This is a genomic window from Haloarcula sp. CGMCC 1.6347, from assembly GCF_037078395.1.
Lineage (GTDB): Archaea > Halobacteriota > Halobacteria > Halobacteriales > Haloarculaceae > Haloarcula > Haloarcula amylolytica.
The window spans coordinates 50,274-76,123 of record NZ_JAYMGX010000002.1; the positions used below are offsets into that span (position 1 = coordinate 50,274).

31 protein-coding genes are annotated in these 25,850 nt (G+C 65.1%); 19 read left to right on the forward strand and 12 right to left on the reverse strand.

What is annotated here, in order from left to right; all coding sequences use genetic code 11:
- The first annotated feature begins 60 nt into the window (after positions 1-60).
- The 4 genes from VI340_RS08540 (at position 61) to VI340_RS08555 (ending at position 5,457) form a co-directional block, all read left to right on the forward strand.
- Positions 61-1,284 carry a molybdopterin molybdotransferase MoeA gene (locus tag VI340_RS08540; RefSeq protein WP_336358197.1) on the forward strand — a complete coding sequence of 408 codons (1,224 nt, stop codon included), beginning with the start codon at positions 61-63 and terminating at the stop codon, positions 1,282-1,284.
- Complete coding sequence (locus VI340_RS08545) at positions 1,281-3,161, forward strand: molybdopterin biosynthesis protein (protein ID WP_336358198.1); 1,881 nt, start codon at positions 1,281-1,283, stop codon at positions 3,159-3,161. The genes VI340_RS08540 and VI340_RS08545 overlap by 4 nt, the downstream gene beginning before the upstream one ends.
- Positions 3,162-3,403: 242 nt before the next feature.
- Positions 3,404-3,856 carry a hypothetical protein gene (locus VI340_RS08550; RefSeq protein ID WP_336358199.1) on the forward strand — a complete coding sequence of 151 codons (453 nt, stop codon included), beginning with the start codon at positions 3,404-3,406 and terminating at the stop codon, positions 3,854-3,856.
- Between the two features lie 377 nt (positions 3,857-4,233).
- Complete coding sequence (locus VI340_RS08555; protein ID WP_336358200.1) at positions 4,234-5,457, forward strand: iron-containing alcohol dehydrogenase family protein; 1,224 nt, start codon at positions 4,234-4,236, stop codon at positions 5,455-5,457.
- 177 nt (positions 5,458-5,634) lie between these two features.
- Here the strand turns inward: VI340_RS08555 and VI340_RS08560 are convergent, their stop codons facing one another.
- Positions 5,635-6,804 (reverse strand): NAD(P)/FAD-dependent oxidoreductase, encoded by a 1,170-nt coding sequence (locus tag VI340_RS08560; protein WP_336358201.1) that lies wholly within the window; start codon positions 6,802-6,804, stop codon positions 5,635-5,637.
- A 271-nt stretch (positions 6,805-7,075) separates the two neighbouring features.
- Positions 7,076-7,771: a ThuA domain-containing protein gene (locus VI340_RS08565; RefSeq protein ID WP_008313289.1), complete on the reverse strand. Its 696-nt coding sequence runs from the start codon at positions 7,769-7,771 to the stop codon at positions 7,076-7,078.
- A gap of 107 nt (positions 7,772-7,878) precedes the next feature.
- Between VI340_RS08565 and VI340_RS08570 the strand changes: the two genes are divergently transcribed.
- Together VI340_RS08570 and VI340_RS08575 are read left to right on the forward strand one after the other, a co-directional pair.
- Complete coding sequence (locus tag VI340_RS08570) at positions 7,879-8,253, forward strand: winged helix-turn-helix transcriptional regulator (RefSeq protein ID WP_008313286.1); 375 nt, start codon at positions 7,879-7,881, stop codon at positions 8,251-8,253.
- A gap of 46 nt (positions 8,254-8,299) precedes the next feature.
- Positions 8,300-8,710, forward strand: coding sequence for a CoA-binding protein (locus VI340_RS08575; RefSeq protein ID WP_050007249.1), 411 nt, complete (start codon positions 8,300-8,302; stop codon positions 8,708-8,710).
- Between the two features lie 259 nt (positions 8,711-8,969).
- Here the strand turns inward: VI340_RS08575 and VI340_RS08580 are convergent, their stop codons facing one another.
- On the reverse strand, positions 8,970-9,353 hold the full coding sequence (locus VI340_RS08580) for a DUF393 domain-containing protein (protein ID WP_336358202.1): 384 nt from the start codon (positions 9,351-9,353) through the stop codon (positions 8,970-8,972).
- Positions 9,354-9,445: 92 nt separating this feature from the next.
- Positions 9,446-9,598 (reverse strand): hypothetical protein, encoded by a 153-nt coding sequence (locus tag VI340_RS08585; RefSeq protein WP_161606638.1) that lies wholly within the window; start codon positions 9,596-9,598, stop codon positions 9,446-9,448.
- Positions 9,599-9,671: 73 nt separating this feature from the next.
- On the opposite strand from VI340_RS08585, the gene VI340_RS08590 reads away from it, so the two are divergent.
- Both VI340_RS08590 and VI340_RS08595 read left to right on the forward strand, forming a co-directional pair.
- On the forward strand, positions 9,672-9,914 hold the full coding sequence (locus VI340_RS08590) for a BolA/IbaG family iron-sulfur metabolism protein (protein ID WP_004516243.1): 243 nt from the start codon (positions 9,672-9,674) through the stop codon (positions 9,912-9,914).
- Between the two features lie 72 nt (positions 9,915-9,986).
- On the forward strand, positions 9,987-10,325 hold the full coding sequence (locus VI340_RS08595) for a glutaredoxin family protein (protein WP_008313275.1): 339 nt from the start codon (positions 9,987-9,989) through the stop codon (positions 10,323-10,325).
- A 24-nt stretch (positions 10,326-10,349) separates the two neighbouring features.
- On the opposite strand, the gene VI340_RS08600 is transcribed toward VI340_RS08595, so the two are convergent.
- A complete protein-coding gene (locus VI340_RS08600; RefSeq protein ID WP_004516241.1) occupies positions 10,350-10,529 on the reverse strand; it encodes a DUF5786 family protein in 180 nt (59 codons plus the stop codon).
- 174 nt (positions 10,530-10,703) lie between these two features.
- Here VI340_RS08600 and VI340_RS08605 point away from each other — a divergent pair, with 174 nt between their 5' ends.
- A complete protein-coding gene (locus VI340_RS08605; RefSeq protein WP_008313270.1) occupies positions 10,704-12,626 on the forward strand; it encodes a beta-CASP ribonuclease aCPSF1 in 1,923 nt (640 codons plus the stop codon).
- Between the two features lie 12 nt (positions 12,627-12,638).
- Here VI340_RS08605 and VI340_RS08610 read toward each other — a convergent pair whose 3' ends face one another.
- The 3 genes from VI340_RS08610 to moaA are packed head-to-tail and all read right to left on the reverse strand — an operon-like array spanning position 12,639 to position 15,927.
- Entirely contained in the window at positions 12,639-13,652 is a 1,014-nt protein-coding gene (locus tag VI340_RS08610; protein ID WP_151103518.1) for a DHH family phosphoesterase, read from the reverse strand.
- A gap of 55 nt (positions 13,653-13,707) precedes the next feature.
- Positions 13,708-14,793, reverse strand: coding sequence for a putative sulfate/molybdate transporter (locus tag VI340_RS08615; RefSeq protein WP_336329284.1), 1,086 nt, complete (start codon positions 14,791-14,793; stop codon positions 13,708-13,710).
- A gap of 51 nt (positions 14,794-14,844) precedes the next feature.
- The gene (gene moaA, locus VI340_RS08620) at positions 14,845-15,927 is read right to left on the reverse strand and encodes a GTP 3',8-cyclase MoaA (RefSeq protein WP_336358203.1); all 1,083 of its coding nucleotides are present in this window, start codon (positions 15,925-15,927) and stop codon (positions 14,845-14,847) included.
- 109 nt (positions 15,928-16,036) lie between these two features.
- On the opposite strand from moaA, the gene yqeC reads away from it, so the two are divergent.
- Complete coding sequence (gene yqeC, locus VI340_RS08625) at positions 16,037-16,756, forward strand: selenium cofactor biosynthesis protein YqeC (RefSeq protein ID WP_336358204.1); 720 nt, start codon at positions 16,037-16,039, stop codon at positions 16,754-16,756.
- A 26-nt stretch (positions 16,757-16,782) separates the two neighbouring features.
- Here the strand turns inward: yqeC and VI340_RS08630 are convergent, their stop codons facing one another.
- Positions 16,783-17,388 carry a molybdenum cofactor guanylyltransferase gene (locus VI340_RS08630; protein WP_336358205.1) on the reverse strand — a complete coding sequence of 202 codons (606 nt, stop codon included), beginning with the start codon at positions 17,386-17,388 and terminating at the stop codon, positions 16,783-16,785.
- A gap of 78 nt (positions 17,389-17,466) precedes the next feature.
- Here VI340_RS08630 and VI340_RS08635 point away from each other — a divergent pair, with 78 nt between their 5' ends.
- From VI340_RS08635 to VI340_RS08660, 6 genes are read left to right on the forward strand one after another with little or no spacing between them, the layout of a single operon-like run.
- Positions 17,467-19,239 carry an aldehyde ferredoxin oxidoreductase family protein gene (locus tag VI340_RS08635; RefSeq protein ID WP_049943107.1) on the forward strand — a complete coding sequence of 591 codons (1,773 nt, stop codon included), beginning with the start codon at positions 17,467-17,469 and terminating at the stop codon, positions 19,237-19,239.
- Positions 19,236-20,024, forward strand: coding sequence for a DUF7124 domain-containing protein (locus VI340_RS08640; RefSeq protein ID WP_008313258.1), 789 nt, complete (start codon positions 19,236-19,238; stop codon positions 20,022-20,024). Before VI340_RS08635 ends, VI340_RS08640 begins: the two co-directional genes overlap by 4 nt.
- Positions 20,025-20,072: 48 nt before the next feature.
- Entirely contained in the window at positions 20,073-20,339 is a 267-nt protein-coding gene (locus VI340_RS08645; protein WP_336358206.1) for a hypothetical protein, read from the forward strand.
- Positions 20,336-20,479: a hypothetical protein gene (locus tag VI340_RS08650; protein WP_004591875.1), complete on the forward strand. Its 144-nt coding sequence runs from the start codon at positions 20,336-20,338 to the stop codon at positions 20,477-20,479. The genes VI340_RS08645 and VI340_RS08650 overlap by 4 nt, the downstream gene beginning before the upstream one ends.
- Positions 20,476-20,820, forward strand: coding sequence for a hypothetical protein (locus VI340_RS08655; RefSeq protein ID WP_336329281.1), 345 nt, complete (start codon positions 20,476-20,478; stop codon positions 20,818-20,820). Before VI340_RS08650 ends, VI340_RS08655 begins: the two co-directional genes overlap by 4 nt.
- Before the next feature lie 44 nt (positions 20,821-20,864).
- Positions 20,865-20,999 (forward strand): hypothetical protein, encoded by a 135-nt coding sequence (locus VI340_RS08660; RefSeq protein WP_008313251.1) that lies wholly within the window; start codon positions 20,865-20,867, stop codon positions 20,997-20,999.
- Positions 21,000-21,060: 61 nt separating this feature from the next.
- On the opposite strand, the gene VI340_RS08665 is transcribed toward VI340_RS08660, so the two are convergent.
- Positions 21,061-22,278, reverse strand: coding sequence for a DUF7405 family protein (locus VI340_RS08665; RefSeq protein ID WP_008313249.1), 1,218 nt, complete (start codon positions 22,276-22,278; stop codon positions 21,061-21,063).
- A gap of 97 nt (positions 22,279-22,375) precedes the next feature.
- Between VI340_RS08665 and VI340_RS08670 the strand changes: the two genes are divergently transcribed.
- The 3 genes from VI340_RS08670 to VI340_RS08680 are packed head-to-tail and all read left to right on the forward strand — an operon-like array spanning position 22,376 to position 23,026.
- Positions 22,376-22,525 (forward strand): hypothetical protein, encoded by a 150-nt coding sequence (locus tag VI340_RS08670; RefSeq protein WP_336358207.1) that lies wholly within the window; start codon positions 22,376-22,378, stop codon positions 22,523-22,525.
- Complete coding sequence (locus VI340_RS08675; RefSeq protein WP_008313247.1) at positions 22,525-22,800, forward strand: hypothetical protein; 276 nt, start codon at positions 22,525-22,527, stop codon at positions 22,798-22,800. The genes VI340_RS08670 and VI340_RS08675 overlap by 1 nt, the downstream gene beginning before the upstream one ends.
- Complete coding sequence (locus tag VI340_RS08680; protein WP_049943106.1) at positions 22,793-23,026, forward strand: hypothetical protein; 234 nt, start codon at positions 22,793-22,795, stop codon at positions 23,024-23,026. Before VI340_RS08675 ends, VI340_RS08680 begins: the two co-directional genes overlap by 8 nt.
- An 8-nt stretch (positions 23,027-23,034) precedes the next feature.
- Here the strand turns inward: VI340_RS08680 and VI340_RS08685 are convergent, their stop codons facing one another.
- Positions 23,035-23,661 (reverse strand): TorD/DmsD family molecular chaperone, encoded by a 627-nt coding sequence (locus VI340_RS08685; protein ID WP_336358208.1) that lies wholly within the window; start codon positions 23,659-23,661, stop codon positions 23,035-23,037.
- Positions 23,658-25,793 carry a 4Fe-4S dicluster domain-containing protein gene (locus VI340_RS08690; RefSeq protein WP_336358209.1) on the reverse strand — a complete coding sequence of 712 codons (2,136 nt, stop codon included), beginning with the start codon at positions 25,791-25,793 and terminating at the stop codon, positions 23,658-23,660. Before VI340_RS08690 ends, VI340_RS08685 begins: the two co-directional genes overlap by 4 nt.
- Positions 25,794-25,850 lie beyond the last annotated feature (57 nt).

A 25,850-nucleotide genomic window follows, 5' to 3' on the forward strand; every position in this document is an offset into this window, starting at 1 on the left:
TTCCGGCCGAATCCCCCTGAACCTGGCGAGCTTTTTGGTGTGCCGGCCATTCGTACCGGCATGAGCAACGAGTCCCGAAAGTCGGCTGGGTTCAAGGACCGAACGCCAGTGACGACGGCCAGGGAGACGCTGTTGGACGCAGTGTCCCCACACGAGCGGACGGAGCGCGTTCCGCTGCGCGACGCCGACGAGCGCGTCGTCGCGGGCGAAATCACTGCCGAGCGAGCGGTGCCCCACTACCGGCGCGCGGCGATGGACGGTTTCGCCGTGCGGGCGGAGGACACCTTTGGCGCGAGCCAGCGGTCGCCCGCATCGCTCCGGGTCGGTGAGACGGTGACCACAGAGACAGCGGCCCGCGTACACACGGGGAGCGAACTCCCCGATGGCGCAGACGCCGTCGTGATGGTCGAGGAGACCGAGGTGGCCGGCGACAGCGTCACGGTGTTCGATGCGGTCGCGGGCGGGGAGAACGTCGCCCCCATCGGCGAGGACGTGGCGGAAGGGCAGACGCTGTACGAGGACGGCCACAGGCTCCGCCCGTCGGACCTCGGACTGCTGAAATCCGTCGGGAACGACGCTGTCGAGGTGTACGAGCAGCCAACCGTCAGCGTGATTCCGACCGGGGAAGAACTGGTGCAGGACGATCCGGAGCCAGGACAGGTCATCGAGACGAACGGCCAGACCGTCACCCAGTACGTCGAACGCTGGGGCGGCACAGCGACTTACCGCGATATCGTCACCGACGACGTGGACGCGCTCCGGGCGGCCATCAGCGACGACCTCGACCACGACATCGTGGTGACGACCGGCGGGTCTTCCGTCGGTGAGCGGGACCTGCTCCCGGAGGTCGTCAGTGGAATCGGCGAGGTGCTGATCCACGGCGTCGCGCTGAAGCCGGGCCACCCGGTCGCGCTGGGCGTGGTCGAGGAGACGCCGATTCTCATGCTTCCGGGGTATCCGGTTGCCTGCATCGTCAACGCCGTCCAGTTCCTCCGACCGGCGCTCCGTTGGGCCGGCCACCTCCCGACGGCTGACCCGCCGACGACCGAGGCCGAACTCACGCGGAAGATCGCCAGCGAGCCGGGGACCCGAACCTACGCGCGGGTGGAACTGCACGATGAAGGCGCGGACGAGCAAACGACCGCGACGCCGACGCGGGCCAGCGGGTCGGGCGTCCTCTCAAGCGTTGCGCTCGCCGACGGCTGGGTCGTCGTGCCGGAGTCCGTCGAGGGATACGACGCCGGCGACACCGTGACCGTCGAGGACTGGGAGTGGTCGCAGTGAGCGACCGCCGCGAGTTCCGCGATCTGGCGTCGCCCGAGGAGGCCCACGAAGTCGTGGCTAGCCTCGATATCGACCCCGCCCCGGAGACGGTCCCGCTGGCTGACGCCCGGGACCGTGTTCTCGCCGAGCGAGTCGACGCCGACATCGACGTGCCGGGGTTCGACCGCGCGAGCATGGACGGCTACGCCGTACACGCCAGGGACACCTTCGGCGCTGACGAAGCCGACCCGGTGACGCTGTCGGTCGCCGGCGAAGTTCACGCGGGCGAGGAGCCCGACGTGACCGTCGAACCGGGCGCTGTCGCCGAAATCTCCACTGGCGCGGTGATGCCGCCCGGTGCCGACGCCGTCGTGATGGTCGAGCGGACGACCGAGACAGACGACGGCGTCGAGATACGCACGTCCGTCGCGCCCGGTGACAACGTGATGCTCGCCGGCGCGGACATCGCGGCCGGGGCGCGCGCGCTCGGTCCCGGCACGCGCATCACGCCCAGGGAAATCGGCCTCCTGTCGGCACTGGGCGTCGACGAGGTTCCGGTGCGTGGCCGGCCCCAGGTCGGCATTCTCTCCACCGGCGACGAACTCGTCCGGCCCGGGAACCCACTCGACAGCGCCGCCGGCCAGATATACGACGTAAACAGCTACACGCTGGCCGGCGCGGTCGCGGAGGCCGGCGGCGACCCGGTGATGTACCCCCACGCCGGCGACGACTACGAAGAGATGGAGCGGCTGCTCCACGAGGCGGCCGACGAGTGCGACCTCGTCCTCTCGTCGGGGTCGACCAGCGCGAGCGCGGTCGACGTCATCTACCGCGTCATCGAGGAGCGCGGCGAACTCAGGCTTCACGGCGTCGCCGTCAAACCCGGCAAGCCGATGCTCGTCGGCACTATCGGCGACTCGGCGTACGTCGGCTTGCCCGGGTACCCGGTGTCGGCGCTGACCATCTTCCAGACGTTCGTCGCGCCGGCGGTCCGGGACGCTGCCGGACGGGACCCGCCACAGACAGCGACGGTGTCCGGAACGATGGCGGTTCAGGAACGCTACGGCGAGGGGCGCAGACGCCTGATGCCGGCCGGACTGGTCGAAGACGAATCGGGCTCACTGCTGGTCTACCCCGTCGACAAGGGCAGCGGCGCGACGACGAGCCTCGTCGACGCCGACGGCTTCGTCGACGTACCGCCGGGGACAGACTACCTTGCGGAGGGGGAGGCAGTCGACGTGACGCTGTTCTCTCCGGCAGTCAGACCGCCGACACTTCTCGGCATGGGCGAGGACGACCCCCTCCTCTCGCGCCTGCTCGACACCGTTTCCCGCCCGCGGTACCTCCCGCTCGGCTCCACCGAGGGGCTCCGCCGCTTCGACAACGGCGTGCCCGATATCGCTGTGGTCGCGGGACCGTCCGCCACCGACCACGAAACGACCGACATCGGGGGATGGCAGCGTGAGTGGGGACTGGTCGTCGCTGCTGACAGCGACGTATCGGGACTCAACGACCTTGTTGATGGGGACTACCGCTTTGTCAACCGAGACACAGCGTCCGGCCTGCGCCGGAGTTTCGACGACGCACTCGACGCGTTCGGGGACGAGCGCGGCGTCGGCCGGGCCGAGGTCGTCGACGCTATCGACGGCTACGAACTCACGACGAAGGCCCACGGAAGCCCTGCCCGGAAGGTGCTGGCAGGCGACGCAGATGCAGGGCTGGGCCTCCGTGCCACAGCAGCGAAACTCGACCTCGGGTTCGTCCCGCTGGGGACCCAGCCCGTGCGGGTCCTTGCGAACCCGGACCGCCAGGGGAAAGCCAGCGTCAGCGAGTTTGCCGAGACGCTGGACGACATTGATTCGATGGCCGACGGGATGGCCGGAATGGAGTCGTCGTAGCGGACTCCGCTCAGGGGACACACATAATCGAAAAACGACCGATTCTATGTCGAAAGCAGCGGCATAGTCTCGCTGACCACTACATCGCCCGGTTTGTGTTGCTGAGTGGGCCACGCCCAATCATGCGGTGCTTTATCACGCAACAGAGAGATGACACGTCTGTGCAAGGACTTGAGTCAGCGGTGGGGCTTCTGACCCTGATTTTACAGCTCCTTCTGTTCTTCATGCTACAGCTCGCAGTAATGTGGGGAATAACTGGCGGCATCGGGGTGGCCGGGGGCGTGCTGTCCGCTCCGATGTTATCCGTGCTCCCGGATGTCCGTCGCTTCCTCATCCTCGCTTCTGGCGGCCACCCAGACGGCGAGACGCCGTCCTGGCGGGTGGTCCTTCGACCTCGGTATCTACTCCTGTCGATGGTGTTCGGTATCCTCTATGGACTAGTTGTTGTCGTGCTTCTTGTCCCGTTCATACGGTTCGGGCTGTTCCCGGGCCGTGGTGAGCTGACCCTGTCACTCGCGCTCCTGCCGGCAGTGTACGTCGTGGCGAGTACACTGTTCGCCTACGGGGTCCACCGCTTCTCGTCTGCGTGGACCGAAACAACCTCGACGCGGTCCGTCCTCATCCAGTGGGCGGTCTTTCTGGGCGTGGTCGTTACCGTCGGGACCGGTAGTGCATACGTCGCCGCGCTCGTGTAGTGGAAGCGCGACCCCGTTCCGCTGTAGCTCGGCGTGGGGTAGCTCGTGGTCAAAAGCGGCTGTCTCGCCACGTCGCACCACGTCAGAGTCGGGCAAGCGATGGAACTACTGACCGACGATAGACGTTGACGATTCACTCGGTAGCCGTGGTGTGATGGCCTCGGTAATTTTTGATGCCACCGGGAGCAGAAACCTTTGCCATGGTGGCCTCTAAATGTCAGAGAGTGAGAGCCGACACAGCCAGCCTGCATCGTGCGACCGCTATCGCGGATGAGCTGAGGGGGAACGACGATGGCCGGTAGGGAGCATCCAAGGATAGATAGACCCAGACAACAGCGTGTCTGCTCGACCCAGATGGGAGCGGATGCGCGTCAGCAATGACAGAGCCATTGAGTACCGACGACCTCGCAGCCCCGTTCCGCTTCGCATACACTCCAGCAACGCTCCGCTATGGCCCCGACGCCACGCGGTCGTTAGGTGCGGAGTTGGACACACAGGGATTTGAGCGCGCACTGGTCGTCTGTGGCTCGACCGTCGGCGAAACGGCGGCCGTGATGGACCCCGTGCGCGATGGACTGGGTAACCGATTAGCCGGCACCTTCGCGGAAACGACACCCGCCAAACGTCTCGGCACAGCCTACGACGGGCTCGAACGCGTCCGTGAAACCGACGCCGACTGCCTCGTGGCCGTCGGGGGCGGGAGCAGTCTCGACGTTGCCAAAGTTATCAGCGTCCTCGCAGCGACGGACCGCGACCCGGCCGCTGTTGGCCGCGAGTTCGTCGACACCGGAACGGTTGCCATTCCCGACGGAGACCTGCTGCCCATCATCGCCGTTCCGACCACGCTGGCCGGCGCTGACCTCTCTATTGTGGCCGGCGTCACAGCAGACCCCGACACCTGTCCCGTCGACGAGCCAGCAAGCGGTGGCGTCAGCGACCCGAAGCTGATGCCGGCGGCTATCTGCTACGACCCCCAAATGGTCGCGACGACACCTTGGTCGATACTCGCGGCCTCGGCGATGAACGGCTTCAACAAGGGCATCGAGACGCTGTACGCCGCCAACGCGACGCCAATCACCGACGCGACAGCGGCGCGCGGCCTTGAGCTTCTCACCGAGGGCCTGCTCGCGGTTGGCGGCGGCGACGACGACCCGTGGGTGTATCAGGCGCTCACGCAAGGTATCATGCTCGTCCAGTACGGCATCTCAAGGGCTGACGGGACGACGCTGTCGCTCCTCCACGCTTTTGGCCATGGACTGACTCGGACCTACGAGGTCCAGCAGGGCGCGGCCCACGGAGTCATCGCCCCGCACGCCCTCTCGTATCTGTTCGAGCAGACTGACGGCCGGCAGTCACTCTTGGCCGATGCGCTCGGCGTCGGCAGTGCTGCCGACCCCGCCGCTGCCGTCGTCGACCGAGTCAGTGAGGTAGTGACGACGCTGGGACTGCCGACGCGACTCCGGGATGTCGACGGCCCCGACCGTGAGGCGTTCCCCGAAGTTGCCGACGCCGTCCTCGAAGACGCCTTCATGGCGAACGTCCCGTCAGAACTGGAACCCACACGAAAAGACATCGTCAGCGTGTTAGAGTCGGCCTGGTAGTGCCTTGCTCGGAGACGGGCAAAACAGGCAAAATAGCATACCGCGCGCCATCGGCGCGCGGTTTCACTTCTCGCGACCAGCGGGAGCGAGACGGTCGTTTTTAGCGTAGATTTTTGCGAACCCGCTCCCCGCAGCGGCGCGAAGCGCCGCGAGGAGAGGGGGTGACGTAAAAAGGTACTACATGTCAGGCCAGGCCTTGACGGCCCGACCGACGCCAGTAACGTCCTTGATCCAGCGGGCGGCAATCGCCTTCTTCAGCAGTTTCGCGGGCATCCCGCCGAAGGTTTCGATGGGCATGTTCACCACGTCGTGGGCGACGGCTTTCTCGCCGACCGACACGACCGTCCCCTTGTCCTTGTGGGTCCACGTTTTGAGCGGCTGGCCGCGCACGGCGCGAGCGAGGTTCTCGCCGGCAACCTCGGCGGCTTGCCAGGCGGCCTGGGCCGTCGGCGGTGCGGGCTGGTCGCCCGGCTGGTCAATCAGCGCCGAGTCACCGATCGCAAAGACGTGCTCGTCGTCGGTCTGGAAGTTCCCTTCCGCGTGGACGCGGTGGTTGCGGTCGTCTTTATCGAGGTCGACATCCTGCATGCAGTCCCGGCCGGTGATGCCGCCGGTCCAGACCAGCACGTCGTAGTCCAGTTCGTCCTCGTCGCCGATGTAGACGGTCTCCTCGTCGACCTCGCCGATGAACTCGCCGCATTTAATGTTCACGTCGGCGGCTTCCAGGCGCTTGCGCAGGGCACCCTGGAGTTCGGGGTCGCTGTTTGGCAGAACCTGGTCGAGGCCTTCGACGAGGTGGATGTCGATTGGCGCGTTGTGTTCGTCGCGGAACTCGGCGACCTCGCCGGCGGTCTGGATGCCCGAGAGGCCAGCGCCGCCGATGACGACCTGCGCAGGGTCGTTCGTGGAGGCTTCGCGAGCGGCCTGCTGAATCTTGTCGTGGATTTCGAGGGCGTCGTCGAGGCTCTTGAGCGTCAGCGCGTGCTCTTCGAGGCCGTCGATGCCGAAGAAGGCCGTCTGCGAGCCCAGCCCCACGAGCAGGTAGTCGTACTCGACGGTGTCAGAATCGGCGAGGGCCACTTCCTGGGCGTCAGTGTCGATGCCGACGACCTCGTCCTGGACGAACGCCGTCGAGGGCTGCTTGATTTCGTGGACGGGAATAGCGATGTTCTCCTGGACGCTCGGGTCCCGAATGCAGCGGTGGGACTCGTGCAAGACCAGATGATAGTCCGTCTCAGAAATCCAGGTCACATCGACGTCTGCCACACCGTCTAGCTCGTCCTCTAAACTCTTGATTGCCCCCGCGCCAGCGTACCCCGCACCGAGCACGACCACGTTCTCTGTCATAGGCCATTCTCCGAAGTCATTAGATACAAACCCTTTGGAATCGGTCTACGGCTCCGCTGTTGTCCGCGCATGCTGGCTCACGGTCGTGACCCAGTCCCCTAAGTTTGCAGTCGCCTTCGGTCACCCTCCCGAGGTAAAACAGCACCTACCGTTCCGAAAGACGCCTCCTAATCACCTATTTACAGAGACAGTCTGTCCTTTCCGGTCGGCCAATCAAACAGAGGGAGGGGTAACCGGGAGCCGACAGACAGCACAACGGTTGTCCTGACCGTCAGGACTGTCCAGCACAGCGGTGGTCGGTCTCATTCGGCGCGGCCCACGTAACAGCGTTGTGCAGGAGCTTCTGGACGACCGGCCGGTGATACACTGGAAACGTCTCGTGGCCGGGTTGGAAGTAGAATATCCGTCCTGCATCACGATAGTAACAACACCCGCTGGGAAACACTGTGCCGTCGCCACACCAACTTACAGTCACCAGGGTGTCCGGTATCGGCAGGTCGAACCCCTTTCCGTAGATCTCGGCTCGTTCGAGTTCGAACTCCTCGGGAAGCCCGTCGGTAATTGGATGGCTCGATTCGACGACCCAGACGTGCTCGCGCTCGCCCTCCTCGCGCCAGCGCAGGGTGCCAGTCGTTCCCATGAGTGCCTCGAACGGCTTCGATTCGTGACTGGAGTGGAGCGGGATGAACCCCATTCCGTCACGGACAGCCTGCTCGACGCGGCTCGCAGTCGCATCGCTGACAGCATCGTGTGCGACATCTCCCCACCACAGTAACACGTCAGTTTCGGCGAGTACCTCCTCGGCTAGTCCGTTGGCAGGGTCATCGAGTGTCGCTGTCTGAACAGTGTGGCCGTACGAAGTAAGCATCTCAGCCAACGTCGTGTGGATCCCGTCGGGGTACATCGCATTGGCCGGGCCTGTCGCCCGTTCGTGCCGGTTTTCGTTCCACACGGTGACTGCAACCATACAAGAATACACTGAATAACCGGAGAAAAATATAATTACTCTCTCATGGCTGAGCTACCTGCACAGGGGTAGTTATTAGCCGGCCGCGGCCGAAATCCCGACAAGATATGAGTGATTCACCGGAGAAGCTCTCCGTCTGGTGTGCTGGCGAAGAGTGGTGTCCGATAACCACGACGGCGTCCCTCATCGGGAAGAAGTGGCACCCCGTCATCATCCACCGACTGCTTGATAACGGCCCGTCAGGATTTAACGAACTCAAAGAGAACGTCGACGGGATTTCTTCCAAAGTGCTCTCTGACAGCCTCGAAGACCTACAGGAGAAAGGGCTCGTCGACCGGGAAGTAATCAACGAACAACCGTTTCGCGTCAATTACTCGCTCACCGAACACGGGGAGTCACTTGAGTCCGTAATCACCGAAATGGCAGCGTGGGGCCAGACATACCTGCAGGAACCGACAGAGGCCGACGAGCCTACGGAGTAGGTCGTGCAGGCAATCGCTTTTGTTGCTGCCCGGCGAACATCCGTGTATGCCCGTTAATTCGGACGACGAACTCCGAGAGATCCTCGAACTGGACCGCGTCGCCGTCGTCGGGTGTTCGACCAGCCCCGGCAAGGACGCTCACGAGATCCCGAAGTACCTCAACGAACAGGGGTACGAGGTGATTCCGGTCAATCCCTTCGCAGACGAGATATTCGGACAGAAGGCCTACGACTCGCTGTCAGAGATTCCCGGCGAGATAGACATCATCGACGTGTTCAGGCCAAGCGACGAGGTCAGCGACATCGTTGACGCGGCCCTGGAACGGGACGACGACGCCGTCATCTGGCTCCAGCTCGGCATCCACGACGACGAGGCCGTCGAACGTGCCGAAGCGGCCGGCCGCCGCGTCGTCCAGGATCGCTGTATGAAGCCGACGCACCAGCAACTAATGGCCTGAACAGGCAGATAACGGCTGAGTGTGGTTGACACAGCTGTCGCCCGGTACGGTTTAGTTCGTGGCTGGGCCACATCCGGAGTATGCTGCCGTGGGTGCCAGAGGCGTACTGGCTCGTCCGGGTTCTGTTCCACCGTTCGCTGGCGGTTATTTACCTGCCGGCGTTCCTCGTCGCGGCCACGCAGTTTCGGTGTCGATTCTGCGCTACGTCAGCCCGGTCAGCGAGGGCGATCTGCAACACGCCAGGGTCCGGCAGGGGTCGTCAGTTCGTGTCGTCCCTGCGCGCTGGCGGCGTCTTCGACATGATTTTCCCCCACTTCGAACGGTTATCGGCGACCTGCCGATAGGCCCGCTCGCGGAACCGCTCGTAGTCCTCGAACTGGCGGAAAAAGGAGACCAGCGGCCGCGCCGGCTTGCCTATGTCGGTGTAGGTGAGCGCTGTCTCGATGGACTCCCCACAGGAGTACACCTCCTCGTCAGTCACCAGATGCGAGCAGGACTCGTAGTCGTCCGGAAGTCGCTCCAGCAGGTCGTCGTCAAGGTCGGAGAACCCGACGATTTCGAGGTCGGACCGCTCGTCGATGAAGTCCGCCCACCACGTACAGAAGCCGCAGTCGTCGTCGTAGACGAGCGTTGCGTCGCTCATATCCGACCTACGTACCCGAGGCACAAACACCTGTGGTTCAGCTGGCGGGAATTTACAGCCGATCACCACAGACACGGACATGAAGCGGTTCGTCAGACTGATTGTTGATCGTGGCCGGCGGGCTTGCCTTGGTGGTCGCGCTCTGGACGGTTTGGCTTGTGGCCTCGTTCTCGGCAGTCCGGTTCGGCGGGGTCGCGCTCACCCTTCTGGGACTGGCCGCCCTCGGAGTCGGTATCGGCCGGCAACTGTCGCTCAGTTAGTGACCGCGGCATGACTGTGACGCCAACTGTTTTGCCTGCCGCTCTCTTCAGAGCGCGTATGGACGAGGATGCAGTCGCCGAACTCATCGAGGAAGCGCTTCCGGAAGCACAGGCGACGGTCACCACACCGCGGGACCCCGACGACGACAAACACTACGCCGTACGCGTGGTGTCCCCGGCGTTCGAGGGAGAATCACTAGTCGACCAGCACCAGCTCGTCCACGACGCGCTGGGGGACCATCTCACCCGCGACATTCACGCTATCGAGCTGACGACACTGACGCCCGAGGAAGCCGAGTAGTCGAGCGTCCCGACGCTGTGGACTCGCTCGCCCCGTCGGTACGCCTTTATTGCCGACGCCGTTAGTGTGGGTATGGCATTCGAGCCCGAAGAACTCTCGCCCGAAGAGGTCACGGACCAGGTAGACAGCGTCATCGAGGACAACGAGGTCGTGCTGTTCATGAAAGGCAACGAGCTGATGCCACAGTGTGGCTACTCGAAGAAGGCCCTCGCACTACTGCAACAGCACCGCGACGACATCGAGACAGTGGACGTGCTCAAGGCAACCGACGCCTATCGTGAAGCCCTGGAGCGCCACAGCGACCGCGAGACTATCCCCCAAACGTTCGTCGACGGGGAGTTCATCGGCGGCAGCGACATCCTCGAACAGCTGGACGAGCGCGGCGAACTCGCGGAAAAAGTCGGCCAGTAAGCGCAGTCGGGAGTGGCGGCGGCGTTACTCCTCGTCCTCGTCTTTCATGTCGCCGAGTTTGTCGACGAGGTCGCTCGTGGTCGCCTCCGTCTCGAAGGAGACCGACCCGTCGTGGTCGTTCTCGTGGACCGCAACGCCCTCGCTGTCGTCTGCGTCTACGTCGTTGTCCTTCTGTTCGGATTCATCGTAGCTACCAAAGCCCATACAACTACAACTCGCAGTCCCACACTAAAATTCGCCGGTTCCTGCCGAGACACGACCATACAATGACATACCGAGACAAGCAAAGGTTCTTTACCGTGCTTGCACTCCCGCTAGATAACGGCAGTCGAGAGCCGTGGTTTTACCGACGGCTATCGGGCCTCCATCTCCAAACTTATGAGTTCCGCAGACGAGACACTTGATCGAATCAAAGCACAGGTCGAAGAAGAGACACCGGACGACATCGAAATCGAATCCGTCGCGTTCGAGGGACCGGAACTGGTTATTTACACGCCGGACGCGCAGACGGTCGCCAACCGCGACGGGATCGTCAGAAACCTCGCACAGACGCTGCGCAAACGTATCAACGTTCGCCCCACGCAGGAAGCCCTCGTCCCGCCGAACGAAGCCCGGGCTCGAATAACGCAGACGATTCCCGAGGATGCCGGCGTCCAGAACCTGGATTTCGACCGCCAGACCGGCGAAGTGTTCATCGAGGCCGAAAAGCCCGGCCGCGTCATCGGCCGCCACGGCGCGACCCTCGACGAAATCTCCGCTTCCGTCGGCTGGACCCCCGAAGTCGTTCGGACGCCGCCGATGGAGTCCTCGACGGTCTCGAACGTCCGGAACTACCTCAAGCAGGAACGGGAGGAACGACGGGACATCCTCCAGCGCGTCGGCCGCCAGATCAACCGCCCCACCACGGCCGACGAGGACTGGGTCCGACTCACTACGCTCGGCTGCTGTCGGGAGGTCGGTCGCGCGTCGTTCATCCTCTCGACGCCCGAGTCACGCATCCTCATCGACTGCGGCGACAAGCCCGGGGCTGAGGGCGAGGTCCCGTATCTCCAGGCCCCCGAAGCCCTCGCGGCGGGGCCGAACTCCATCGATGCCGTCGTCCTGACTCACGCCCACTTGGACCACTCCGCGCTCATCCCTATCCTGTTCAAATACGGCTACGACGGCCCGATCTACACGACCGCGCCGACGCGGGACCTGATGGGGCTGCTCCAACTGGACTACCTCGATGTGGCCTCCAAGGAGGGCCGCACCCCGCCTTACGAGAGCCAGCAGGTCCGGGACGCGCTCAAACACACGATTCCACTGGAGTTCGGCAATGTCACCGACATCGCGCCCGACATCAAGCTCACGATGCACAACGCCGGCCACATCCTCGGCTCGGCGGTGTGTCACTTCCACATCGGCGAAGGGCGGTACAACGTCGCCTTCTCGGGCGACATTCACTACAAGGACACTCGGCTGCTCGACGGCGCTGTCAACGACTTCCCGCGGGTGGAGACGCTCGTGCTTGAGTCGACCTACGGCGGGAAAAACGACTACCAGACCGACCAGTCCGACTCCGAGCGCGTCCTCAAAGACGTCATCAACGAAGCCTACGAGAAGGAGGGCAAAATCCTGATTCCGGCCTTCGCTGTGGGGCGGTCCCAGGAACTCATGCTCGTCCTCGAAGAAGCGATGCGAAAGGGCGACATCCCGACGATGCCGGTGTACCTCGATGGGATGATCCGCGAGGCGACGGCCATCCACACCGCGTACCCGGAGTACCTCCGCGAGGACCTCCGTCAGCGCATCCTGTACGAGGACGAGAACCCGTTCCTCGCCGAGCAGTTCGCACAGGTCGACGGCGGCGACGAGATGCGACGGGACATCACCGACGACGAGCCGGCTATCATTCTCACCACCTCCGGGATGGTCACCGGCGGCCCCGTGATGTCCTGGCTCCGCCTGCTGGGCAGCGACCCTGACAACACGATGGCCTTTGTCGGCTATCAGGCCGAGGGAACGCTCGGTCGCCAGATCCAGCGCGGCCAAGACGAGATCACGCTCGGCGATACCAGCGGCCCGCGAGCGGAACGGGTCAGCCTCAAGATGGGCGTCGAAACGGTCGACGGCTTCTCCGGGCACGCCGACCGACAGGGACTGGAGTCGTTCGTCGAGACGATGCACCCCCGGCCGGAGAAGATCCTCTGTGTCCACGGCGACGAGTCCTCGACGAACCAGCTCTCCTCGGCGCTGTACCAGAAGTTCAACATGCGGACCCACAACCCGAAGAACCTGGAAACGTTCCGGCTGTCCTGAGGGCTGCGCTGATCAGTTCTCTTCGGAGAGGTTCAATCCGGCAAACAGCCGCGCCGAAATCACCTGCTCGACGATATCGACGAGCACGGTGTCGTCGCTCGTGTAATCGGCGAAGATGCCGAGCGGCACCTCGCCGCCGGCCATCTCCCGATGCCCGCCCGCGCTCCCCACGTCACTCAGTGACTCACTCAGAACGTCACCGATGTTGACCCGGGAGTCCGTCGAGCGGGCGCTGAGCTGGATAGTGTCCTCGACGATGCCGAAGACGATGGCCGTATCGACGCCCTCCAGGGTCGCCAGGTAGTCGGCCGCCTGCGGCAGTGCGTCCCGCTCTGGCGTCCGTCCGACGTGTGAGATCAGCACCGAGCCGCGGACCGTCCGGTTCCCGATGGCGTCCGCGATAGCGTCGACAGTTGCGCCGCTGATCGACGGCGAGGAGAGTTGTCGCAACAGGTCCGAATCAGCCGCCGCTGTCAGAAAGCCGGCCGCCCCGTACTCGTCCGGCGTCACGCCGCGAAGGAAGCCCAGCGTCTCCCGTCGAATGGCAAACAGTAGCGCCGTCGCCAAGCGGTCGTCGAGTTCGATGTCGAGGTCCCGCAGGTACTCGGTCAGTATCGTCGCCGTCGCCCCGATCTCCACGCGGTGGTCGATGAACCTGGCCGCAATGTCCTCGGCGGGATGGTGGTCGATGACGATATCGACCGAGATGTCCTCGGGAACCCGGTTGTTCGATCCCGGAATCGAGTGGTCGACGAAGGCGAGCAGTTCCGAGGATTCCCGGTCGGTCACGTCGGCTGCATCGAACTCCTGGATGTCCATCTCCAGGAGATTGACGAACGAGCGGTTCTGCTGGTGTGAAATCTCGCCGCTGTAGAGGATTCGCCGCTCGTCGATGCCGACGGCGGCCGCGATACGGCCGAGCGCAAGCGCACTGGCCAGACAGTCGGGATCGGGGTTGTTGTGACAGACGATGGTAAGTGACTCCGCCTCTCCGAGCAAGTTTTCGAGTTCCGTTGCGGGACGCATCTATCAGTCGACCCTTCGGGCTCCTGATACAAGCGTGTGGGGGCCGGCCGTCGAGTCACACCCGGGCGCGCAGTTGCTGGACGAGAACGCCGAGGGCGAACGCGAGACCGAGGTTGACGAGTACGCCGAGAACACCGATTGCCGCGACCACTACGAGGTCATCTGTTCTAGAAACGCCGGTCCAGCCCAGTTGGAGCGCGATTAGTACCAGAATGACCCCGAGTAGCGCCGTCGGGTAGGCCGCGATGACGCCGACGGCGAGGAACGCGGTCAGCACGTAGCCCGCGCCGAGAATCAGGTTCGCGCCGGGCGTTCTGGCCCCGAAGGCGTACTTTCCGGCGACGCCGCCGCTCCCGTGACACATCGGGAACGCACCGAAGGGGACCGCGACCAGATTCATCAGCCCCATGCTGTTCGAGAGTTGGTCCGCGGACACGTCTCGGTCGAAGTAGTCCGCAAGCAGGACTGACGTGGCGATGGCGGCGTTGCCGACCGTGACCGCAATCTGAGCGAGGACGGCCTCTGCCGTCTGGACCGACAGTGTCATGCTTGGAAGCATGAACATGGCGTCGACAGCGGGGACGGCCGGCGTCGGCACGCCGGTCTCCGCGAGGGCGAGGACGACGCCGAGGACGAAGACGGCGAAGGCGCTCTGCCCACTGTAGCCCAGAAGTGCGAAGACGGCCACAAGGCCGACGGCAACGGCCAGGAGTGTTGGGTCGCTGAGCCCGAGACCGATGCCCGTCTCTAGCAGGACCAGTGCGACGCCGAGTTGGACCCCCCGGACCACGGTGTCGTCGACGTACCGATTGACCGTCCCGAGCGACCGCGTGGTACCGAGTACGAGCAGGATGCCCGCCAGCAGGAGCCCCGCAACGACGAGTTCACCGGTGGAGATAGTCCCGGCGATGACCAGCGCGGCGAAGGCCTTCATCGGCTCGACCGATATCGGGACGCCGTAGTACAGCCCCCAGACGACCTGAAAAACGCCGAACCAGACCAGCATGACCGGGAGCGAGAGCTCCGTCAGCACGGCGACGGCCACGACGACCGGGAGCACCGTCGCGGAGTCCCCGACAGCGCCGGTGAGTTCGTTCCACGACAGTGAAATCGCGGTTCGGTCGCGGAACGGGAAACTCATTCTGGCCGGTCTTCACGATGGAAAAACAAGAGCGTTTGCCCGCGGCGACCGCTACTCCGAGTACTCGTAGGGCGCACGGTCCCCGTCGGTGTCGATGTACTCCTCGTTTATCTCCCACTCGCCGTCCTCGGTTTCGACCATGTACTCCCCGTAGTAGGGGACCCGGGTGTCGACCGTCTCGCGGAACGCGGCGCGCATCGACTCCTTTGTCGTGCCGATGTCCCGCAGGTCGTCGTTGCGGTTCAGACAGCCCTTGAGATAGCCGTCGTGGGTGAGCCGTACGCGGTGGCAGTTCGCACAGAAGTTCTCGTTACCGACGGGGTCGACGATCTCGACCATGCCGCTGTTCTGGTTGTTGACTGGCTCCGTCTGAACGCCGCCGTCGGACGCGGCCAGCGAGGTGGTCGCGCCACTCCCTTCGACCGCCGCCTCGTTGCTGTGTATCCAGTAACGCCTGCGGTCGTGCATCTCGCGGTGTTCGACCGTGTCCGCGCGGTCTTCCAGCCAGTCGTGGACGCGGTCGATGTCGATGGCCCACTCCGGATGGCCGGCCAGTTCCGGCATGTACTCGATGAGCTGGAGCTGGAGCCCGGGGTTCTCGGCGACGTGGTCGACCATCTTCGGGACGTAGCCCGCAGTCGGCTCGAAGACGACCATGTTGAGCTTCACCGGCGCGAGGCCGGCGTCAAGCGCCGCTTCGACGCCTTCGAGGACGCGGTCGTAGGCCCCGCTCTGTGTCAGCTCGGCGAAGGCCTCGCTGTCGAGCGCGTCCTGGGAGACGTTGACCCGCTCAAGGCCCGCGTCGACGAGGTCCGGGGCGCGGCCGGGGAGGAAGGTGCCGTTGGTCGTCATCGACACCTCCATCTCGTTGGGGGCACGCCGAACAATCTCCTCTAAGTCCTCCCGGAGCATCGGCTCCCCGCCCGTGAACTTCACCGAGTCGACGCCGAACTCGGCGGCGACTTCGAGGAAGGCCACGATGGTGTCGGCAGTGAGTTCGTCGTCCTGTGCCTCCATCGGGCCCCGTGTGTCGCCCAGCCCCTCGTTGTGGCAGTAGACGCAGTCGAAGTTACACCGGTCGGTAAGGGAGACGCGGACACCGGAGACCTCGCGACCGAAGTCGTCTTCGAGCATTTCCTTGCTAACTGTTCACAGCACAACCTCTTAAATGACGTGACTGGTCCGGTTCCGTTATCGTGCGCACCAGGGTAACGGTTAATCCGACTACTGCCGTGTAGTGCGTATGGACATCGTCGACGCGCTGGACGCGCAGCACGGGACCACCTGCCTTGTCGGCGCTGGGGGGAAGAAGACGACGATGGCAACGCTCGCACGTCGCCTCGACCACGCTGTCGTCTCTGCGACGGTCCGGATTCCGATTTTCGACGGCTGGGTCGAGAACGTTGTCGTGACGGAAACCCCGCGGGAAGCAATCGAGGATGCGACTGCGTGGCCGCTGGGCGTCGTCCCGACACAGGAGCGGCCGGACCGCTACCGCGGCTACGACCCGGAAACTGTCGCCGACTTGACCGACATCGACCACCCGGTTCTGGTGAAAGCCGACGGCGCGCGGATGCGGGAGTTCAAAGCGCCGAGCGACCGCGAGCCACAGCTACCCCCGACGGCGTCGACGGTCGTGCCTATCGCAAGCGCCCACGTCGTCGGCGAACCGCTGACCGACGACCTCGTCCATCGCGTCAACGAAGTAGCCGCGATTACCGGGCTCGACCCCGGCGACGAGATTCGACCGCAAGACGTCGCTGCGGTCCTCGCCAGCGGCCGCGGCGGGCTGAAAGACGTCCCCGCCGGCGCGACAGCGATTCCATTGCTCAACATGGTCGACGACGCTGACCTCGAAGCGAGCGCGCGGGCCGTCGCCGAGGCGATTCACGACCGCGCCGACGTGCCACGCGTGGTGCTCGCGGAAATGCGAGCCGACGACCCGCTGGTGGCAGTCGTCTGAGACGAGCCGACACCGGCCCCGTTCGTTCAAAACTGTTCGGCCGCGGCCTCGAACTCCTCGCGGGTGTTGAGGTTCTCGAACGTCTCTAGCGTGGTGTGTTCGAGCACGTCCTCGTGCTCGACGACGACGTAATCGAGGTCGAAGACGGGTTCGACGACCTTGTGCTCGCCGCGTTCCAGCGCTCGCCGGCAGGCCGCCCGCATCGCCTCGGCGTGGTACACCGCCTGTGTCGTCTGGAACCACTCGTCCGGGCGCGGCACCGCGGCCTCGTGGGACGCCGCCCGCTCGAACAAATAGTCGACAAAGCCCGGGTCGACGAAGGGCATATCGCACGCGACCACGGCGGCGTACTCGCTGTCGACGGCCTCCAGCCCGGTCGCGATGCCCGCCATCGGCCCCTGGTCCGGGTCCGCATCGAGTGCGAACGTCGGGTCGAGTGTATGGCCCGACAGCGCCGCGTCGATAGCCTCGACCTGGTCCTCGCGGCAGTTCACGACGAGGTCGCCGACGACCTGTCCCAGTCGGTCGGCGACGCGGCGAATCATCGGTGTCCCCGCGAGGTCGGCGACGGCCTTGTCGCTGTCGCCGAACCGCGTCGACCGGCCGCCCGAGACGATGACTCCTGCGCGCATACCCCGACTTCTCGGGTCTGAGGGAAAGGTGCTTCGCGCTGTGGGTAATCCTTTAGTCGACAGCCGGCAGAGTGTGGGGTGATGACAGTGGCCAACCGGGACCGGATGCTCTACGTCGATCTGTCGTCGGCGTCGGTCGAGAGCCGTCCGGTCCCCGAGGCCTGGCGTCGCCAGTTCGTGGGCGGCAAGGGACTCGGCGCTCGGTATCTGTACGACGAACTCGACGCCGGCACCGACCCGCTGGGTCCCGAGAACGTCCTGCTTTTCATGCTCGGCCCTGTTTCCGGGCTGTTGCCGGGCGAGACGCGCTACGCGGCGGTCACGAAGTCGCCGCTGACCGGCGGCTTCCTCGACTCCTACGCGGGCGGGACGTTCCCGGACACGCTGGCTGGCGCACTGCAGGACCACATCGGGATTCTGGTCACCGGTCGCGCCCAAGAGCCGGTCAAGCTCGTCGTGGAGGACGACGGCGCGACCGTCGAACCTGCTGAGACGTGGGGCAAGGACACGGCCAAAACCGACGCGGCGTTCCCCGACGGGGCGGTGGCGTGCATCGGCCCGGCGGGCGAGCAGGGCGTCGCGTTCGCGACTATCGCCTCCGACGGCGGCGAACACCACGCCGGCCGGGGCGGTGCCGGGGCCGTGATGGGTGCAAAACGATTGAAAGCAGTCGTCGTCCGCGGCGACCCGCCGACGGATCTCGCGGAGCTACGGGAACAGTACGCAACCCGATATCGCGAGGGCGACACCGGGCAGTGGCTCCACGCCAGCGGCACCGTCGAGACGGTCGATTTCGCCAACGAGGTCGGCGCGCTCTCGACGCATGGCTGGGAGGACGGCCAGTTCGAGGGGGCCGACGGCGTCGGCATCGAGGCCGTGCAGGAACTCGCCGCGGGTCGGGAGTACGACGACGACGGGAGCCCCGGCGGCTTCCGCGTCGAGACGGAGAACGGCGAAACCGTCCCGCGCGGGGCGACGGCGATGAGTCTCGGGGCCGGCCTGGGAATCGACGACTTCGACGCCGTGGCGGCGCTTGGCGAGACCTGCAACCGGCTGGGGCTCGATCTCATCAGCGCCGGGAGCGCCGTCGCGTGGGCGATCAAAGCTGGCGACGCCGGCCTGCTCGACGAGTCGCTCGATTACGGGAGTCCCGACGACGCGCGGGCGCTCCTCAAAGAGATCGTCGCACGGGAGACGATGCTCGGCGACGCCCTGGCCGACGGCGTCGATGCGGCCTCGGCCCGGCTGGGCGGGGACGACCTCCTGCCGACGGTCAAGGCCATGGAACTGCCGGCGTACGACCCCCGCGGCGCACGGAGCATGGCGCTGGCGTACGCAACCAGCGACCGCGGGGCCTGTCACCGGCGGGCGCTCCCCATCGAGCGGGAAGCCTTCGACGGCGACTGGAGCCCCGAGCGGGCGGCCGCGGCCGTCATCCGCGAACAGGACCAGCGCTCGGTGCTGTGGTGTCTCGTCGTCGATGACTTCGTCGGCGACGCCTTCGAGGACCTCGGCGCGGAGTGGCTCGACGCTGTCGGCCTAGATACGGATGGCGACCTCGCGACAGTCGGCGAGCGGGTGTGGAATCTGACGCGCCTGTTCAACGTCCGCGAAGGCGTTTCCCGAGCCGACGACGAACTTCCGGCGAAGCTGCAGGAACCGCTCGACTCTGGCCCGAACGCTGGCGCGGCAATCGACGCCGAGTCGTTCGACGCGATGCTCGACGAGTACTACAGTCAGCGCGGCTGGGACGCCGACGGCCGGCCCACATCCGAGACAATCGAGCGACTCGGCCTCGCGGACGCCGTCGACCAATCGACACTACCAGCGGACACGACACTCGGAGAATGACAGACGAAATCGACCTCGACGAACTCGACGTACAGGACGACGAGGAGACGCCGAACCGGGGCGACTGGTTCTGGAGTGGTGAGGGCGACCCAGAGGACGAACCCGACCCCGGAGCGACTGGGACCGCATCGGTGCGGCCCGACAGCAACGCCGAGGCTGAGAGTCCCGGCGCGGCCGCAGGAACGGGTCCTGCTTCGGACACTGGTGTCGGAGGGAACGGCGGAGATACCGCCAGCGCGGACCCCGGAGGCCAGGCGGTCCCTCACGTCCCGCGGGAAAACAAGGACAAGCCGGTCGGCATCCCGACGGACAGCGGCGGCGCGGGCGGCGCGGCCGCGACCGACACGGACCCGGCCTCGAACGTCGCCGAGGACCCCGCTGCCGGCGAGGAACCCGTCGAAGCGAGCGGTCCCCACGGCGGCGGCATCGACGACATGACGATGGCCGTAACCTACGACGCGGCCCGGCAGTTCGCCGACCCGCAACTGGTCTTCCGCGAGGCGCGGGCGTGGGCCGACTGGGTTGGTATCGTCGGCGACGTGGAGGCGTTCGTCATCAACAAGTTCCAGCGTGACCACGGCATCGACGCCGACTTCTTCAGCGGCGCGGGTCAGGAACCGGCCGAACGCCTCGCCGACATCGACGAGCACTCGATGTTCTACGCCGAGCGGATGGTCCTCGTCGGCCGTCCGGACGACGAGCCCATCGCCGACCGGACGGGCTGGGAGTTTATCCCGCTCGCCGACGCCGCCGAGAAGGCGGAGTGGGAACTCGCTGATGAGTAACGCCCTATATTTATAATGTTTGCTGGTCATTGTCATACACGAACGACAATGACACTCCGAACCGCGGTCCAGCAGTCGAAGATACTCACGTTCGTGGTATTGGGTGCGTTCGTCTGGCTGTTACTGACACTGTTCGAAGTACTGTCGACCATCGACTTCGCGACCGGAACAGCGACGTTCGTCGGTCAGAACGCGCTGGGCGGCATCGCCGGGGTACTGGTGTTGGCCATCGTGCTCGGCGCGCTCGTGGTCCTGTACTCCGAGATAACCGAGTCGGACCCGGCCCCACAGTCGTGGCCCCCGTCCGAAGAATGACGTACTACAGTTGCGAGGAATGCGGCCAGATGATCGACCTCTCGGCGTTCGAGGGGCAGCCGCGCCGACAGAACTGTCCGGTGTGTGAGGAGACGACGCTGTGGACGCCCGAGTTCGAAGGCGAGGGGGTGTCGTTTTGACGCTCGTCTTCGAGGTAAGCGACCGCCTGTACGAGGCGGCCCAGGAATGGGCCGACCGGCGGTTAGAGGACATCGACGCGGCGATGGAAACGAAGGTCGAGCAGGCGCTGCTGGAGATTGAACACCTCGTCTCACAGTCCCACGACGTGGCGTTCGAGGTTGACGGCCGCGAGGTACAGTACGAACCGACAGAGGAACTGGCCGCGTTGCTCAGCCGACAGGCCGAGGAGAGCGGCCTCGACGAGAGCGCGGTCCTGAAGATGCACGTCGACCTCTACGCGAACGCGTTCCTCGACGAAGTCACGGACGAGCAGAAACCGCCGGGAACGCCGTCTGAGTGACGGCACCAAAACTTAAGCCCGGTCACTACGACAGATGATATACAATGGCACACGAAGAGAGTGAGTGGAAGCCGAAGGGTGCGACAGAGACGTTCAACGACTTCGAGGTCTGGGACCACGGCGTCTGGCCGGGCGACGTGAACCAGAACGACACGACGACGGACGACGACGAGGAGTGAGCCGCTGCCGGCGTCAGGTCTCGCACTGTTTTCGTGGCCCCTCCCTATACGCGAGCGACAGCTACGGGGCCGGGAAGGCCCGTTTGTCACGCGGCGGGACGTAGAAGTTCGAGCGTGACGCAACCTCGATAAATTCCAGCAGGCCGTTGTTCTGTCGGTCCCGGAGGTCTTCGTGCTCTTCTCGGAGCCACCAGCCGTTCATCGCGTCCCGAACTTCCTCGAAGTCCCGCGGGCGTTCCTGTAGAGACAGGAAGTGAATCCCGGCCTGGCCGCCGTCAATCGTGTTGAAGTCCCGCCGGAGGACAATCGGCTCCCCGTCCTTGCGGGCGCGGGCCACCTTCTCGAAGTGGCCGACCTCGCCCTCTGTACTCGCGTGCTCGCGGACCATGTCGGCGAAGGGGAGGGCACCTCTGTCGATGTCCTCCGGGGAGAACTCCGCCGAGAACAGTCGCTTGACGCGGTCGGACTGGGCGAGTTCCCACCAGTTGTCGAAGGCCTCGTTGATTCGCGAGAGGTGTATCGTCGTCCCGCCGGCGTAGGGGCCGTCGTCGATGGTGACGCGGTCCTCGCTGGCCTGCGTCCCGGCCCGGCCGGCGAAAAAGCCCGAGAACATATACGACTCCTCGGGGATGTCGGCGGGGACGCCCTCCGCGTCGGCGTGGGCCGCCGGAAGCCCCTCGCCGATGAAGCCGCCGCGGCGGTCGGCGACGGAGAACACGTCGCCGAGTCGACCCTGAATCTCCGCGTCCGCGAGCGTCGGCCGCGTGTCGAACATCGCCGATTCGGCGGCCGCGAGGTGTGAGGGAACGTCGCTTGCGAGGACGAGCATTGCGTCGAAGGCCTGCAGATCGGGATCGTCCGTTCGGGAGAGGACCCGCGGGCTGCGTATCGGGGACGAATCGAGCGACCCGTAAGTATCGAAGTAGCTCGTCCCCCAGCCAAGCATATGCAGGAGTCCCGAACTGGTGAACTCGTAGGCGTCTTCCAGCGTTCGCATCGCTAGCTCGACAGTCTCCGCGGCCGGATCTGACGGTGACCCGTCGAGGTCGAGCATGAACAGACGGAAATGACGCGGCAACAGGTCGTTGCCGGCGGCATCGCTCCGAAGGCGCTCGTTCCAGGCGTGTTGCCGTATTGGGAGTTCGTCGGCTCGGGGATTCGGGTCCAGGTCACCCGTCGGCGACTCCGCTTGCCTGGCCAGCAGGGACGAACAGCCGCTGAGACCGGCCGCTCCGGTGAGTGCGGAGAGTCGGAGCAGCAGGCCACGGCGTGATGTCATGGTATGCTATCACAGGGGTAGGGCTACGTGGAGAAAAACTTTGTCTCAAGACAACAGGTCGCAATGGTTTTTTACTTGCCAGTCCGTACCATAGTTCATGTTAACTATCCCCATACACTCGGAATCAGGGCTCAACCTTCCGTTTCCACCCGACATGGGCGCGATGGTCCTCGGTGTCGGCCTGGTCGTCCTCGCCGTCATTACGTACGATATCTATCAGCAACACTGGAACGAGGAGGGAACCTGATGGCCACCGAGCAATCGAACACCCGACTGACCGCTGTCTCGCTCCTCGGATATCTCCGAATCCTGGTCTACACCCTCGCCACGCTGCTGGCGCTGTCACTGCTTGTCGTCGGAACAATCGGACTCATCGCCGAGCTCAAGGGAAGCTGGCACTGGGAGATCCACCTCAAATCGACTATCAGCTACATCGGTCTGTTTGTCAGCCGTCTGCTGGCCGTCCTCGTCCCGCTGTTCGTGGTCCTCGTCGTCGGTCGGCGGGTGGTGCCCGATGCGTGAGCGACTGCGTGCGAACCCCTTTGGCGTCGTTGCGGCGGCGTCGGTCACGCTCCTCTGCGTACTGGTCGCGGGCGCGGGCGCCGTCGCGGTCGTCGCACGGTCGGTCAACTCCTGGCGGTCGCTCTTTTTCATGGAACAGGCGATGGCGTTCCTGCTGCCCGCGGTGAAGGTCCTGCTGGTCGTCGGCCTCATCGCAAGCACTGGGCTCGTGCTCCGTATCCGGTAGCCGTCCTGCTACCCGACCTGCGCGACGATTTCGTCCTCGAAGCGGACCAGTCCCTCGCAGATGAGCGCCGCCGCGAGGAACAGCCCGTCGTCGGCCTCCTTGCGCATCTCGTCGGTGAAGTCGACGACCCACTCGCTGAGGTGTTGCTCGATGAACACCCGCTCGTAGCCGACGGTCTCCTCGTCGCCCTCACGCTGGCGCTCAATGAGATACCGCAGGAACGCCATCTCGACGGCGACGAAGTCGTTCTCTTCGGGATACTCCTCGGGGGGTGCCCATCCCGCTGCGGCATAGCTGGCGTCGACCTCGGCCAGGCCTTCGCCGATGAACTCCGTGTCCGCCCGATAGTTCGTCTCGTGGGGCAACACCGGCGGCCGCGGGCCGACGAGCAGGTTCGTGTACTCCCGTTCGAGGTCGTCCTGCACCGCCGAAACCGACCGGTCTGCGTTCTCGTCGATCCACGTCGCAAGCACCTCGAAGCCCTCGTCGAGTTGATCGTTGATGGAGTCTTCCGGCAGTTGAACCTCGCCGCTCAACAGCCGCTCGACGAACACCTCCTCGGGCACGTCCCAGAACACGTCGATGACGAAGTCCACCAGTTCGAGACGGGCCTCGTAGACGGCCGCGTCGTTCATCGCTTCTCCCCCTGGTCGAACAGCAGGCGACTCCGACAGTCGCTACAGTACTCGAAGACGCTGTGGTCGGCGTCGGGGGCCAGCCCCTCGACCTGGTCGCCGACCTCTTCTTCGATTTTGTCGGCGGAGGCGACGCTGGTGAACGGTTTCCCACAGCGGACGCATTCCAGCATGTCGCCCTCGTGGACGGTCGTCCAGGCCTCGCCGTCGCGGTTCTCCGGTAGCAAGGAGAGGTCCAGACCATCGTGCATCGTAATCGCCGTCTCCGGACACCCCTCCTCACAGAGGCCGCAGTTCACGCAGTCCGCGTGGTTGAACGCCAGTTCGCCGTGGCCGGTTCGCTTGATGGCGTCGGTCGGACAGAGGGTCGTACAGGTCGGCGTCAGGGTACACGCGTCGTTGACGTCCATGACGCCGAAGTCCTTCAGCCCGCGAATCACCTCGCGTTCGGGTTCGACGTACTCCATGATGGTCCGGACGCTCTCCAAGGTCCAGCCGTGGGAATCGAAGTCGGGGTTCGGCCGCGGTTCCTCGCGGTCGGTGTCGCTGCGGCCGGTCGCCTCGTAGTCGCCGGCCGGAATCGGGGTCTCGTCGAGGCCGAACTCGACGAACCCGGACAGCGACTCGACGAAGGCCGCAGGGTTGCCCGCTTCCGGGGCGAAGAAGCCCACACGGTCACCGAGTCCGAGGTCGGTCGTCGCCCGATTGAGCCGGTCGACCAGGTCCTGCTTGGGGTCCGGGCCGGAGTGGAGGCAGGAGCCGCCACAGCCGACGATGGCGACACCGTCAGCGCCGGCCGCCAGCGCGTGCATGACGTGAGCTTCACCGACCGTGTCCGTGCAGTTGACCCGGACCGGGAGAATCGGTGGGTAGTCGAGATCGCCCGATTGGACGGCTTTGCGTCCGTGTGCGCGGAGCCGTTCGGCAGCGTACTCCGAGCAGACGAACGCGACGACCTGCGTATCGATACCGGCGCTGTCGCCGCGCGACAGCAAGCCCTCATCCGAGTCGTCTTCCAGCAGCGCCTCGACCTCGCGGGCGAGCCGTCGGTTCGAGGGCTCGCGGAGCTGTGTCGCGCCCGTCGGACAGGAACTCGTGCAGGCTCCGCAGTTCTCGCAGGCCACCTCGTCGAACTCCACGGAGTCGATAGTCGGCCGGTCGACCGCGCCGTGGGGGCACGCGTCCACGCAGGCCGTACACCCCTCCTGGCTGGACGCCCCCGCGGCACAGACGTCCATCTCGAGGTCGAGGAACTGCGGCTTCTCGATGCCGCCCACCTGCGATTCGACGGCGGCGATAGTTCCAGCGTCGACCGGTCCGGTGTAGAAGCCCAGCCGACCGCCGCGGGCGTCGTCGCGGCCGCCGAGATAGATGACCTGGTCGACTTCGACGGTGCGGGTAACGCCGTCCAGTTCGATGGCATCGGTCGGGCAGGTGTTCGTCCATTCGCCGTCGGGCGCGTCCGGATGGATGTCGACGGGGAACTCCGTCACCATTCCGTCCGGCCCCTCTCGAACGCAGTCCATGCAGTCGATACAGTCGTCGGTCACGCGGGCTTCAAGCGTGAGTTCGTACTCGCCGTAGGAGCCATCGATGTCGACGACACGCCCGCGCTCCATCGTCACGTCGCCGAGCCCTTCCACGTCGGCGAAGTCCCGCCCGTCCGCAATGAACAACACGTCGGCGTCGTCGGTCAGTGACCGCGCTGCTTCCGGATCACCAACGACGGCGACGCGGTTCCCGGCGTCTTTCGACACCGTCCGCGACGGCGCTTCCTCGCGCAGACCGGCCCGCTTTGCATTGATGAGACGGGCCGTCTTGTCGGTGGCCGCGGCCCCGTCGTGGACCCAGGCGTTGGTTTCCCGGTGGTCGACGAACACCGATGCCTCGGGGTGAAGGCCGTGTTCGTCGGCGAGCCCGCGGATGCGGTCCTGACACGACGGCTCCGGTGTCGTCGCGATGACCTGATCGAGGTCGTACTCCTCGATGACCTGTGACATCCCGGCCAGGCCGTCCTGACAGAGCAGTTCGGAACTGGCCACGACGTCGACACTGTCGACGCCGTCCCGTACCGCTTCGAGGTCGATATCGCACGATCCTCCACAGGAACACACAAAGGCGCCCGTGTTCATTAATCATGCAAAACCCTGTCCCGGTAATAGACCTTGCGGAGTGTTCACACATCTATT